We start from the raw sequence: 12,086 nt of genomic DNA on the forward strand, positions 1-12,086 counted from the left end.
CCCGCATGTTAGCGCGTATGCGATGCCGCAGCGTGTCGGCCGCTGAACAGGTGCACGCAGCCGGTATCGCCGGGCCATGCCCGGCGTACGAACCGAATGCCGCTGTGCTCGCCGGGCGTGGCCCGGCGCTACCGCATCGTGCTACGCCTTCAGCAGGCCTTCCGGCAGCTGCATGGTGATGCAGTGCAGGCTGCCGTTCTGCCAGATCAGCGAGCGGCAGGGCACCTGGACGATCTCGCGGCCCGGATGGGCCTTGGCCAGCACGTCGCGGGCCAGATCGTCGGCCGGATCACCGTACGCCGGCATCAGCACCGCGCCGTTGACGATCAGGTAGTTGGCGTACGAGGCCGCCAGGCGGCGGCCTTCGTCGATCACCGGCTGTGCCCACGGCAGCGGGAACAGGCGGTATGGCTGACCGTCACGGGTGCGCAGCGCAGCCAGTTCCCTGCCCATCGCCTGCAGCTCGGCGTAGTGCGAGTCGTTCTCGTCGTCGCAGGCCTGGTAGACGATGCTGTCCGCCGAGGCGAAGCGGGCGAGGGTATCGATGTGGGCATCGGTATCGTCGCCTTCCAGGTAGCCGTGGTCGAGCCACAGCACGCGCTCCTGCTGCAGCCAGTCGGCGAGGTCGGTGCTCAGGCTGGCGCGGTCACGATCCGGGTGGCGTTCGTGCAGGCACTTCCAGGTGGTCAGCAGGGTACCTTCACCGTCGGTTTCGATGGCGCCGCCTTCCAGCGCGAACGGGATGCTGCGCACCGGCGCGTCGTTGAAAACGCCGGCCTGGTCGAGCGCGCCCACCAGCTGATCGTCGAGGGTGGCATCGAACTTGCCGCCCCAGCCGGTGAAGCGGAAGTCCAGCAGCTGGAAACCGCCGTCGGCACGGCGCAGGGTGATCGGGCCCGAGTCGCGCAGCCAGGTGTCGTCGTAGGCCGCCGTGGTGAAGTGCACCCTGTCCATGTCGATGCGGTTGGAGCGCAGCCGCATTTCGGCATAGGTCTCCACATCGTCATCGGCCACGCAGATCAGCACCGGCTGGAAGCGGGTGATCGCTGCAACCAGTGCGATATAGGTTTCCTCCACCTGTCCCAGGCGGTCGGCCCAGTCGGTATCGGCGGTGGGCCAGGCAATCAGGACGCCGCTCTGGGCTTCCCACTCGGCAGGAAAACGAAGGGTCTGGTTCATGGTCTCGCTACACAGGCCCGCCCGGGGCGGGTAAAGGGGTCAACGGATCGGCGGTTTCGGGCCGATTTCGTTCGGGTCCGCCTGGTTGGCCACCACGTCGATCACCTTCTGCTTCTCGAAGTAGACAGTGAACTGTGGGTACACCCAGCGGTTGATGGTCGGCCATTGCCGCTTCTGCCCGCCGCGCGGCTGCAGCTGCTCGCTGGGCGCACCGAACTGGCTCTGCACCTGCTGCATGGACTGGCCACGAAGGGGCAGGGCGCCGGCCGGCTTCTCGCGGGCGCGGTCGACAAGCAGAGTGTCGGCCAGGGCCGGCGTGGCGGCAGCCAGAGTGGCCAGCACGGCCAGGGTGGACAGGTAACGCTTCATCTCGATCTACTCCCCAGTGGTCAAGAAAGGCGATTACAGCAAAATCGGCAGAAAAAAGCCGCATAAACAAAAAACCGCCCGAAGGCGGCTTTTTGCATCGGGTCGGTCCCGCGCGGGACCAGCCGCAGCCACGAAGGCTGTTGGGCTCAGCGCTGACGCGCCTTGAAACGCGGGTTCGACTTGCAGATCACGAAGATCTTGCCACGGCGACGGACGACCTTGCAGTCACGGTGACGGGCCTTCGCCGACTTCAGGGAGGACAGGACTTTCATGGCATACCTCGGCGTAAACAGTAGTTGTTCGGGTGGAGCGTGGCCGCGATATGCGAAAGACAATCGGCAGTTGACGCTCGTTCAAGCCCGCCATTCTACCGGGCTTTTCCTCATGGTTTCAAGTGGTTGCACAAAAGATCCGTCGCGGGGTGTCTGGCAGGGGCTAGAATGCCCCCTTCACACGTACTGGGACCCCCATGAATCCACTCGCTCCCGTCCTGACCATCGACGGCCCATCAGGGGCCGGCAAGGGTACCATCAGCCGCATCGTGGCGCGCCGGATGGGCTGGCATTACCTGGATTCAGGCGCCCTGTACCGGGCGGTGGGCGTGGCCGCCAGCTGGGCCGACATCGATACCTCCGACGCCTCGGCACTGGTGCGGTGCACGTTCGATACCCATGTTCAGTTTGTTGAACAGGGTGACGCGATGCGGGTCCTGGTCAATGGCAGCGATGCCACCGACGAACTGCGGCTGGAGACCACCGGCGCGCTGGCGTCGGCCATCGCGGCCATTCCCGAAGTCCGGGCGGCCCTGAAGGAGCGGCAGCGCGCATTCAGGGAGCTGCCGGGCCTGGTCGCGGACGGTCGCGACATGGGTACGGTGATCTTCCCGGATGCCCCCTACAAGGTGTTCCTGACCGCCAGTGCCGAAGAGCGCGCCGAGCGCCGGCATAAGCAGTTGAAAGACAAGGGGGTTTCTGTTAACTTTGATGACCTCCTGCGCGAGATCATGGCCCGCGACGCCCGTGATGCTCAGCGTACCGTGGCGCCCCTGAAGCCGGCAGACGATGCCGTCCTCATCGACACCACAGGCATCGGCATCGCAGATGTCGTTGCCCGAGTGATGGATCTGCTTCCGGTTCCGGCTGCCTGATCCGTTCGCGCGGGAGCACTGCCAGCCGCATCGGTAGTGGTCGCGCAATAGCAGTGCTGTACAAGCTCCGTCGCGCAATGATGCGTGGCGGTTTTCCTACTTCACACACGACCTGCTTTTCCGGGGTCGACCAACAGGCGGGCGGTCGCCCATCCCCGAAGGGACGCCACCGACCCATGTGTCCAACAGAGTAAATCTAATGACCGAATCATTTGCCGAACTGTTTGAAGCCAGCCAGGCCAATCTGGCCAAGCTGAAGCCGGGCGCCATCGTCAGCGGTACCGTTGTTGAAGTCCGCGGCGACGTCGTGGTGATCAACGCTGGCCTGAAGTCCGAAGGCATCGTGCCGATCGAACAGTTCCGTAACGACGCTGGCGAGATCGATGTCGCCGAAGGCGATATCGTCAAGGTCGCCCTCGACTCCATCGAGAACGGCTTCGGCGAAACCGTCCTGTCGCGCGAGAAGGCCAAGCGCGCGATGGTGTGGGACGAGCTGGAAGAAGCGTTGGAAAAGAACGAAACCATCACCGGCCGCATCAGTGGCAAGGTCAAGGGTGGTTTCACCGTGGACATCAAGGATGTCCGCGCCTTCCTGCCGGGTTCCCTGGTCGATGTGCGCCCGGTGCGCGATCCGGCCTACCTGGAAGGCAAGGAGCTGGAATTCAAGCTCATCAAGCTGGACCGCAAGCGTAACAACGTCGTGGTCTCGCGCCGCGCTGTCGTCGAAAGCGAGCACTCGGAAGAGCGCGAGCAGCTGATGGACAAGCTGCAGGAAGGCGCGATCCTGAAGGGTGTCGTCAAGAACCTGACCGACTACGGCGCGTTCGTGGACCTGGGCGGTATCGACGGCCTGCTGCACATCACCGACATGGCATGGAAGCGCGTGCGCCATCCGTCCGAAGTCGTGAACGTCGGCGACGAGCTGGACGTGCGCGTGCTGAAGTTCGACCGCGAGCGCAACCGCGTTTCGCTGGGCCTGAAGCAGCTGGGCGAAGATCCGTGGGACAACATCGCCCGTCGTTACCCGGCCAACAGCCGCGTCTTCGGCAAGGTCTCCAACGTCACCGATTACGGCGCGTTCGTCGAGATCGAGCCGGGCGTCGAAGGCCTGGTGCACGTCTCCGAGATGGATTGGACCAACAAGAACGTCAACCCGTCCAAGGTCGTGCAGGTCGGTGACGAAGTCGAAGTGATGGTGCTGGACGTCGATGAAGAGCGTCGCCGCATCTCGCTGGGCATGAAGCAGGTTGCCGCCAATCCGTGGGAAACCTTCGCTGCCACCCACAAGAAGGGTGACAAGGTGTCCGGCCAGATCAAGTCGATCACCGACTTCGGCATCTTCATCGGCCTGGACGGTGGCATCGATGGTCTGGTCCACCTGTCCGACATCAGCTGGAACACCACCGGCGAAGACGTCGTTCGCAACTTCAAGAAGGGCGATACCCTGGACGCCGTCGTCCTGGCCGTCGACCCGGAGCGCGAGCGCATCTCCCTGGGCGTGAAGCAGCTGGAGCAGGATCCGTTCGGCCAGTACATGGCGGCCAATCCGAAGGGCTCCAAGGTCGAAGGCGTGGTGAAGGAAGTCGACGCCAAGGGCGCCGTGATCGAACTGGCCGACGGCATCGAAGGCTACGTTTCGGCTCGCGACATCGCCAACGAGCGCGTTGACGACGCCACCCAGCACCTGAAGGTCGGCGACAAGGTCGAAGCCAAGTTCGTGGGCATGGACCGCAAGGGCCGTACCCTGCAGCTGTCGATCAAGGCCAAGGACGACGCGGAAATGCGCGAAGTGCTGGAGGAATACCAGTCCGCTTCGGGTGGCACCACCCAGCTCGGCGCGCTGCTGCGTGCCCAGCTGAACGGTAGCAAGTCCGAGTAATCGGGCCCGTTGTTCGTTGTTTCCTGGACGGCCCGGGCACTGCCCGGGCCGTTTCAGGCTGAAATGCCCCTGATGTGAGCCGGTGATGACCAAATCCGAACTGATCGAAATCCTTGCGCGCCGTCAGGCGCACCTGAAGGCCGATGATGTCGATCTGGCGGTGAAGTCGTTGCTGGAAATGATGGGCGGTTCCCTCTCTGTCGGGGATCGCATCGAAATCCGCGGTTTTGGCAGCTTCTCGCTGCACTACCGCCCGCCGCGCCTGGGTCGCAACCCCAAGACCGGCGAATCGGTTGCCCTGCCGGGCAAGCACGTTCCCCATTTCAAGCCGGGCAAGGAACTGCGCGAGCGGGTCAGCAGCGTGCTGCCGCTGGACGCCGATCCCGCCTGAGCGTCCCGTCGCGCCACCGCGTGCGAATCCAGCCGCGAGTCGGATAAGCTACGGTCTCCCGCCCCTGGAGCTGTCGCATGAAGGTCTTTCGTCTGCTGGTCCTGCTGGCGGTGCTGATCCTTGGATTGATCATCGGTGCGGTCAACATGACCGCGATGTCGATCAACCTGCTGTTCACCGAACTGCATACCTCCGTCGGCGTGGCATTGATCGCCGCCCTGCTGGTGGGCGTGGTGGTCGGCGCCGGCCTGGTGCTGGTGAGCGTGGTCGTTCCGCTCTACAGCCAGCTGCGCCGCGCCAACAAGTCCGCTGCCGCGTCGCCGGCACCGGCCGCTTCCCCCCAATCTTTTGACGGACGTTGATCGAAGATGGATTTCGTCACCGAGTGGTTCTGGTTTTTTCTGTTCGTGCCGCTGGCCGCCCTGGCCGGCTGGGTGATCGGACGGCGTGGCGGTCAGCGCCATGGTGACAACCAGGTCAGCCGACTGTCCAGCACCTACTTCCGTGGCCTGAACTACCTGCTCAACGAGCAGCCGGACAAGGCCATCGAGCTGTTCCTGCACATCGCCGAGCTCGACAAGGAAACCTTCGAGACCCAGGTCGCGCTGGGCCATCTGTTCCGTCGCCGCGGCGAAGTGGACCGCGCCATCCGCCTGCACCAGGGCCTGGTCAACCGCAACGATCTGAGCGATGCGCAGCGCGTGCAGGCGCTGCTGGCGCTGGGCGAGGACTACATGAAGTCCGGCCTGCTGGATCGCGCCGAGACCGTGTTCACCGAGCTGGCCCAGCTGGACCAGCGTGCGCCGCAGGCGCTCAAGCATCTGATCGGGATCTACCAGGCCGAGCGCGACTGGGAGAAGGCGATCGACAACGCCACCCGCTTCGAGGACGTCACCGGCGAGCCGATGGGCAAGCTGATCGGGCAGTTCGAGTGCGAGCTGGCCGAACGCTTCCGTGGCGCCGGCAAGCTGGAAGAGGCGAGGGCGGCCATTGCCCGTGCCTACCAGGCCGATGCGATGTCGGTGCGCGCCGGCATCATCGAAGGACGCCTGGAGAGCGATGCCGGCAATCCCGAAGCGGCGGTGCGAGCCTTCGAGCGTGCTGCGCGCAATGACCCGGAGTATCTGCCGGAACTGCTGCCAGCGCTGATGCAGAACTACCGCAAGGTCGGCGACCTGGGCGGCGCCCGCGCCTTCCTTTCGGAAATGACCGAGCACTACCGCGGTATCGCGCCGGTGCTGGCGCTGACCCGGCTGATGGAGGAACAGGAAGGTGTCGCCCCTGCGCGCGCCTATCTGGGCCGCCAGCTCAAGGACCGCCCTTCGGTGCGCGGCGAATCGGCGTTGATCGACCTGACCCTCGCCGAAGGTGCCGATTCCACCGCCACCCTGCACGATCTCAAGCACATCACCGACCAGCTGCTGGTGCGCAATCCGGCGTACCGCTGCACACGCTGCGGCTTCGGCGCGCGCACCCACCACTGGCAGTGCCCGAGCTGCAAGGAATGGGGTACGGTCAAGCCGCTGCTGAACTACGCGGTGCTCTGAATCATGCCCTGGCTCGTGATGGGCGCGCTGCTGGCGTTGGCCCTGCTGAGCGCCGCCCTGACCTGGGCGGCGCGCGGCTACGCGCTGCGCCGGCAGCTGATGGACCACCCCGGGGAACGCCGCAGCCATAGCGTCGCCACGCCACGCGGCGGCGGCATCGCCATTGTCATCAGCCTGCTGGCCACCGCAGCCGTGGCCATGTGGGCGTGGCCGCAGGCCATGCCGAGCCTGCTGGTCGCCGCTGCCGGCCTGCTGCTGGTCGCGGGCATCGGCTGGTGGGACGACCATCGCCCGCTGCCGGCCATGCGCAGGCTGCTTGTTCATTTCATTGCTGCGGGCCTGCTGGCCGGGCTGGTGAAGATCCACGGCGGCAGCTGGCTGCTGGCCCTGCTGGTGCTGTTCTTCACCGCCTCGTTGATCAACATCTGGAACTTCATGGATGGCATCAACGGCATTGCCAGCAGCCAGGCCATCGTGGTCGCGCTGGGGTTCGCTCCGGTGCTGCCCTGGCCGTGGTCATTGCTGGCCATCGCCCTCGGGCTGGCCTGCGTGGGTTTCCTGCCCTTCAACTTTCCGCGCGCACGCATCTTCCTCGGGGATGTCGGCAGCGGAGCGCTGGGCTACGCGGTGGCGGCCGTCGTGGCCGTGGCCAGCCTGCGCACGGACATCAACTGGATCCTCCTGCTGGTGCCGCTGTCACCGTTCCTCGTGGACGCGGGCTTCACACTGCTGGCGCGCATCATTTCCGGACAACGCTGGATGGAACCCCACACCCAGCACGTCTATCAGCGCGCTGTGCAGGCAGGAGCCAGCCACGCCCTGGTGACAGGGATGTACTTTGTTTTGGGCCTATTCAGCATTACAGTGTTCAATGTCAGTTCGAATCTGCAGCCGAGGTGGGAGGCTGTCGTGGCAATTGCTTGGTTCATCACGCTGAGCATGCTGTGGCTCCTCCTGCGCAATGGAATGCGCCACCGACAAGGAACTCCTTGAAATATGTCTTCACCCTGGCGGGATAGAATCCTCGGCCTGTTGCCGCGTACGGCCATTGTCTGCCACGACCTGTTCATGGTCTGGGCATGCTGGCAGCTGCTCCACGCCGGTCGTTACTCGATCCTGCCGGACGCGCCTGCGCTGCCGTTGTGGAATGTCGATACCACCCTGGTCCTGCTGCTGCAGGGACTGGTGTTCTGGCGCGTCGGCCTGTATCGCGGCCTGTGGCGGTTTGCCAGCGTCAGCGACCTGCTGAACATCTTCAAAGCCAGCTTCATCGGCATGGTCGCCATCGTCCTGGTGCTGATGTGGAAGCGCTTCAACGGCGTGCCGATGTCGGTGCTGGTGATCTATCCCTTCGCGCTGTCGGCCCTGCTGGGCGCGCCGCGCCTGCTGTATCGCGCATGGAAGGACTACCAGGCGCTGCAGTCCGATTCGAGCGCGCGCCGGGTGCTGATCCTGGGTGCCGGCCAGGCCGCTGAAACGCTGGTCCGCGATCTGCGCCGTTCCGGCAATTTCGAGCCGGTCGGCCTGCTTGATGACGCCCCGCACCTGCGCGGCGCGAAACTGCAGGGCCTGCCGATCCTGGGCACGCTGGACGATGCGCCGGCCGTGGCCCGCGAAACCGCAGCCAAGCTGCTGGTCATTGCCATTCCGTCGCTGGATGCCGCCGGCATGCAGCGCGTGGTCGCCATCTGCGAGAGCACCGGGGTTCCGTTCCGCACCGTGCCCAAGCTCAGTGACATCCTGCAGGGGCAGTCGCTGCCGGGCCAGCTGAAGGAAGTGGCGATCGAGGATCTGCTGGGCCGCAAGCCGATCATGCCGGACTGGAACCTGATCCGTGGCTGGCTGGGCGGGCGCACCGTGATGGTGACCGGTGCCGGTGGTTCGATCGGTTCAGAACTGTGCCGCCAGTGCGCGCGCCACGGTGCAGGCCGCATCGTCCTGCTGGAGATCAGCGAACTGCTGCTGTTGACCATCGAAGGCGAGCTGCGCCGCAGTTTTCCCGACATCGAGATCGAAGCCGTGCTGGGTGACTGCGGTGACCCCGCAGTGATCCGCCATGCGCTGTCGCTGCACCCGGTCGATACGGCCTTCCATGCTGCCGCCTACAAGCATGTGCCGGTGCTGGAACGGCAGCTGCGCGAGGCGGTGCGCAACAACATCCTGGCCACGGAGAACGTCGCCCGTGCCTGCCTGGAGGCACATGTCGAGCACTTCGTGTTCATCTCCACCGACAAGGCGGTCGATCCGGTCAATGCGCTGGGTGCCAGCAAGCGCTACGCCGAGATGATCTGCCAGAGCCTGGACCAGAAGTCCACGCATACCCGTTTCGTCACCGTGCGCTTCGGCAACGTGCTGGCGTCGGCGGGCAGCGTCGTGCCGTTGTTCCGCGAGCAGATCCTCAAGGGCGGCCCGGTCACGGTCACCGACCCGGAGGTCAGCCGCTATTTCATGACGATCCCCGAGGCCTGCCAGCTCATCCTGCAGGCGGCCGCCTCGGCGTCGCATGGCGCCATCTATACGCTCGACATGGGTGAGCCGGTGCCGATCCGGGTGCTGGCCGAGCAGATGATCCGGCTGGCCGGCAAGCAGCCGTACAAGGATATTCCGATCATCTACACCGGGCTGCGCCCGGGTGAGAAGCTGCACGAGACGCTGTTCTATTCCGACGAGGACTATCGTTCGACCGCGCACCCCAAGATCCTCGAAGCCGGCGTGCGCACGTTCTCGCGTGACATGGTGCTCGGCAACGTTCCGAAGCTGCGCGAAGCGATCAGCAGCTACGACATCGACACCATCCAGGAGATCCTGTTCGCGACGATGCCGGAGTTTTCTCCAATCGAACAGGATGCTTACATCTCATCCGCTAAAGTCGTGCCGTTTCCGACACGCGAGGCCAACAGGCACTAATGAGCAAGCGAATTCGTAAAGCAGTTTTTCCCGTGGCAGGGCTCGGGACGCGCTTCCTGCCGGCGACCAAGACGGTGCCGAAAGAAATGCTGCCGATCATCGATCGTCCGCTTATCCAGTACGCTGTTGATGAGGCCATAGAAGCCGGCTGCGATACGCTGGTGTTCATCACCAACCGCTACAAGCACGCGGTGGCCGACTATTTCGACAAGGCGTATGAGCTGGAACAGAAGCTCGAGCGCGCCGGCAAGCAGGAGCAGCTGGAGATGATCCGCCACGTGCTGCCCAACGGCGTGCGTGCGGTCTTCGTGACGCAGGCCGAAGCGTTGGGTCTGGGCCACGCGGTGCTGTGTGCCAAGGCCGTGATCGGTGACGAGCCGTTCGCCGTGCTGCTGCCGGACGATCTGATCTGGAACCGCGGCGACGGTGCGTTGAAGCAGATGGCCGATCTCAATGAGGCCAGCGGTGCCAGCGTGATCGCCGTCGAGGACGTGCCGCACGACAAGACCGCCAGTTACGGCATCGTGGCCACCGAGGCCTTCGATGGCCGCAAGGGCCGTATCTCGCAGATCGTGGAGAAGCCGAAGCCGGAGGACGCCCCCAGCGATCTGGCGGTGGTCGGCCGCTATGTGCTGAGCCCGAAGATCTTCGATCTGCTGGAGCAGACCGGCAGTGGTGCCGGTGGCGAGATCCAGCTGACCGATGCGATCGCGCAGCTGCTGAAGACCGAGCAGGTCGATGCCTACCGTTTCGAGGGCACCCGTTTCGACTGCGGCACGCACCTGGGGCTGGTCGAGGCGACGATCCGCTTCGCGCTGGACAACCCGAAGCTGGCGGGTCCGGCGCGCGAGAAGCTGGCGGCGATGCTGGCGGAATAAGGTTTATCAAGCGCTCCGTTCGCGGCGCCTTGATTGATGCGTGGTGGGCGGTAAGGGTGGGCCTTTGCAGGACACGCCGTAAACCCATCCATGGGGGCTCGATGGCGCCTTGCTCGTGTGCGCTGTCCTGCGCACACGGCAAGACCGGGGTTGGGCGTCCTGCCCAACCCGCCCGAGGCATGCCTCGGGCCCATGGCGCCAACGGTTTTGGAGAGTGCCATCCGCCCCCTCTCGACAGTTTCCTGCGGGCGCGGACGGGAAGGGCGGAATCAAAGACAAGAGCAAAAGCAAAAAGGCAGCCATCGGCTGCCTTTTTGCTTGTTGGGGTCAAATCCCTTTGCGCAGCAAAGGGATCTGACCCCAGCTCTTGCTCATCCCTCCGCCGCGCGGAATGTTGGGTGGCCCGGGTGGGTGAGGCTGGCCGGGACTGTCAGCGGCATGGATGCCGCTGCCAAGCCTACAGGGATGTACTTGCGGCGTGTCCCGGGCAGCCTCACCCACCCGGGCCCCACCATCAGCAATCAGCCGGCAACGCTTTGAACCTTACAGCGCCTCGAAAATACCCGCCGCGCCCATGCCGGTGCCGATGCACATCGTCACCATGCCGTACTTCTGCTGGCGACGACGCAGGCCGTGCAGCAGGGTCGCGGTACGGATCGCACCGGTGGCACCCAGCGGGTGGCCCAGGGCGATCGCACCACCCAGCGGGTTCACCTTGTCCGGGTCCAGGCCGCAGTCACGGATCACCGCCAGCGACTGCGCGGCGAAGGCTTCATTGAGCTCGATCCAGTCCAGCTGATCCTGGTTCAGGCCAGCCTGCTTGAGTGCCTTCGGGATCGCGGCGATCGGGCCGATGCCCATCACTTCCGGGCGCACGCCGGCCACCGAGAAGCTGACGAAGCGCGCCAGCGGGGTCAGGCCGTAGTCCTTGATTGCCTGTTCCGACGCCAGCAGCACGGCACCGGCGCCGTCGCTCATCTGCGACGAGTTGCCGGCAGTGACGGTGCCACCGAACTGGCCATTGCGGAACACCGGACGCAGCTTGGCCAGGCCTTCGGCCGAGGAATCCGGGCGCGGGCCTTCGTCGGTATCGGCAACCTTGTTGCGGGTAATGATGCGCTGGCCATCGGCCAGGTCCGGCAGGTGCGAGACGATCTCGTACGGGCTGATCTCGTCCTTGAACTCGCCCTTCTGGATCGCAGCCATCGCCTTCTGGTGCGAGGCCAGGGCGAAGGCATCCTGCTCTTCGCGCGAGACCTTCCACTCTTCGGCCACCTTCTCGGCGGTGATGCCCATGCCGTAGGCGATGGCCACATGGTCGTTGTCGAACACGCTCGGTGCCATCGCGATCTTGTTGCCCATCATCGGCACCATCGACATCGACTCGGTGCCGCCGGCCAGCATCAGGTCGGCGTTGCCCAGGCGGATCGCATCGGCGGCCTGCGCAACGGCCTGCAGGCCGGAGGAGCAGAAGCGATTGACGGTCTGCGCCGCGATGGTGTTCGGCAGGCCGGCCAGCAGCACGCCGATGCGCGCCACGTTCATGCCCTGCTCGGCTTCCGGCATCGCGCAGCCGATGATCGCATCATCGATGCGGTTGACGTCCACGCCCGGCGCCTGCGCGACAACGCTGCGCAGCACGTGGGCAAGCATGTCGTCGGGGCGGGTATTGCGGAACATGCCCTTGGGCGCCTTGCCCACCGGGGTACGGGTGGCGGCGACGATGTAGGCGTCCTGGATTTGCTTGGTCATTGCAGTGATCTCTCGAATAGGTTTTGTAGAGTCGAGC

12 protein-coding genes are annotated in these 12,086 nt (G+C 64.9%); 8 read left to right on the plus strand and 4 right to left on the minus strand.

Annotated features, from left to right (window positions below; genetic code table 11):
- Positions 1-141: 141 nt before the first annotated feature.
- From N8888_RS07660 to ykgO, 3 genes are all read right to left on the minus strand, one after another.
- A complete protein-coding gene (locus N8888_RS07660) occupies positions 142-1,179 on the minus strand; it encodes an agmatine deiminase family protein (protein WP_180877199.1) in 1,038 nt (345 codons plus the stop codon).
- A gap of 39 nt (positions 1,180-1,218) precedes the next feature.
- Positions 1,219-1,548, minus strand: coding sequence for a hypothetical protein (locus tag N8888_RS07665; RefSeq protein ID WP_053517741.1), 330 nt, complete (start codon positions 1,546-1,548; stop codon positions 1,219-1,221).
- Between the two features lie 146 nt (positions 1,549-1,694).
- Positions 1,695-1,820: a type B 50S ribosomal protein L36 gene (gene ykgO / locus N8888_RS07670; RefSeq protein WP_005409283.1), complete on the minus strand. Its 126-nt coding sequence runs from the start codon at positions 1,818-1,820 to the stop codon at positions 1,695-1,697.
- A gap of 197 nt (positions 1,821-2,017) precedes the next feature.
- On the opposite strand from ykgO, the gene cmk reads away from it, so the two are divergent.
- The 8 genes from cmk to galU all read left to right on the plus strand — a co-directional run bounded on the left by cmk (position 2,018) and on the right by galU (position 10,297).
- Positions 2,018-2,695 (plus strand): (d)CMP kinase, encoded by a 678-nt coding sequence (gene cmk / locus N8888_RS07675; protein ID WP_053517740.1) that lies wholly within the window; start codon positions 2,018-2,020, stop codon positions 2,693-2,695.
- A gap of 199 nt (positions 2,696-2,894) precedes the next feature.
- Positions 2,895-4,574, plus strand: coding sequence for a 30S ribosomal protein S1 (gene rpsA / locus N8888_RS07680; protein ID WP_053517739.1), 1,680 nt, complete (start codon positions 2,895-2,897; stop codon positions 4,572-4,574).
- Between the two features lie 85 nt (positions 4,575-4,659).
- Positions 4,660-4,965 carry an integration host factor subunit beta gene (locus tag N8888_RS07685; RefSeq protein ID WP_053517737.1) on the plus strand — a complete coding sequence of 102 codons (306 nt, stop codon included), beginning with the start codon at positions 4,660-4,662 and terminating at the stop codon, positions 4,963-4,965.
- A 77-nt stretch (positions 4,966-5,042) separates the two neighbouring features.
- Positions 5,043-5,327 (plus strand): lipopolysaccharide assembly protein LapA domain-containing protein, encoded by a 285-nt coding sequence (locus N8888_RS07690; protein WP_111185656.1) that lies wholly within the window; start codon positions 5,043-5,045, stop codon positions 5,325-5,327.
- A 6-nt stretch (positions 5,328-5,333) separates the two neighbouring features.
- Entirely contained in the window at positions 5,334-6,512 is a 1,179-nt protein-coding gene (gene lapB / locus N8888_RS07695) for a lipopolysaccharide assembly protein LapB (RefSeq protein WP_053517734.1), read from the plus strand.
- Between the two features lie 3 nt (positions 6,513-6,515).
- Entirely contained in the window at positions 6,516-7,505 is a 990-nt protein-coding gene (locus N8888_RS07700; protein ID WP_053517733.1) for an MraY family glycosyltransferase, read from the plus strand.
- Between the two features lie 3 nt (positions 7,506-7,508).
- A complete protein-coding gene (locus N8888_RS07705) occupies positions 7,509-9,419 on the plus strand; it encodes a polysaccharide biosynthesis protein (protein WP_262101284.1) in 1,911 nt (636 codons plus the stop codon).
- Entirely contained in the window at positions 9,419-10,297 is an 879-nt protein-coding gene (gene galU, locus N8888_RS07710; protein ID WP_053517730.1) for a UTP--glucose-1-phosphate uridylyltransferase GalU, read from the plus strand. The genes N8888_RS07705 and galU overlap by 1 nt, the downstream gene beginning before the upstream one ends.
- 543 nt (positions 10,298-10,840) lie before the next feature.
- On the opposite strand, the gene N8888_RS07715 is transcribed toward galU, so the two are convergent.
- Entirely contained in the window at positions 10,841-12,049 is a 1,209-nt protein-coding gene (locus tag N8888_RS07715; protein ID WP_053520191.1) for an acetyl-CoA C-acyltransferase, read from the minus strand.
- Positions 12,050-12,086: the final 37 nt, after the last annotated feature.

This window comes from Stenotrophomonas maltophilia, assembly GCF_025642255.1.
Lineage (GTDB): Bacteria > Pseudomonadota > Gammaproteobacteria > Xanthomonadales > Xanthomonadaceae > Stenotrophomonas > Stenotrophomonas maltophilia_P.

Bases quoted from the DNA above. Each gene is read 5' to 3' on its own strand.
- cmk (WP_053517740.1), top strand. From the start codon at position 2,018: ATGAATCCACTCGCTCCCGTCCTGACCATCGACGGCCCATCAGGGGCC.
- N8888_RS07685 (WP_053517737.1), top strand. From the start codon at position 4,660: ATGACCAAATCCGAACTGATCGAAATCCTTGCGCGCCGTCAGGCGCAC.
- N8888_RS07660 (WP_180877199.1), bottom strand. From the start codon at position 1,179: ATGAACCAGACCCTTCGTTTTCCTGCCGAGTGGGAAGCCCAGAGCGGC.
- lapB (WP_053517734.1), top strand. From the start codon at position 5,334: ATGGATTTCGTCACCGAGTGGTTCTGGTTTTTTCTGTTCGTGCCGCTG.
- N8888_RS07705 (WP_262101284.1), top strand. From the start codon at position 7,509: ATGTCTTCACCCTGGCGGGATAGAATCCTCGGCCTGTTGCCGCGTACG.
- N8888_RS07715 (WP_053520191.1), bottom strand. From the start codon at position 12,049: ATGACCAAGCAAATCCAGGACGCCTACATCGTCGCCGCCACCCGTACC.
- N8888_RS07700 (WP_053517733.1), top strand. From the start codon at position 6,516: ATGCCCTGGCTCGTGATGGGCGCGCTGCTGGCGTTGGCCCTGCTGAGC.
- N8888_RS07665 (WP_053517741.1), bottom strand. From the start codon at position 1,548: ATGAAGCGTTACCTGTCCACCCTGGCCGTGCTGGCCACTCTGGCTGCC.
- ykgO (WP_005409283.1), bottom strand. From the start codon at position 1,820: ATGAAAGTCCTGTCCTCCCTGAAGTCGGCGAAGGCCCGTCACCGTGAC.
- rpsA (WP_053517739.1), top strand. From the start codon at position 2,895: ATGACCGAATCATTTGCCGAACTGTTTGAAGCCAGCCAGGCCAATCTG.
- N8888_RS07690 (WP_111185656.1), top strand. From the start codon at position 5,043: ATGAAGGTCTTTCGTCTGCTGGTCCTGCTGGCGGTGCTGATCCTTGGA.
- galU (WP_053517730.1), top strand. From the start codon at position 9,419: ATGAGCAAGCGAATTCGTAAAGCAGTTTTTCCCGTGGCAGGGCTCGGG.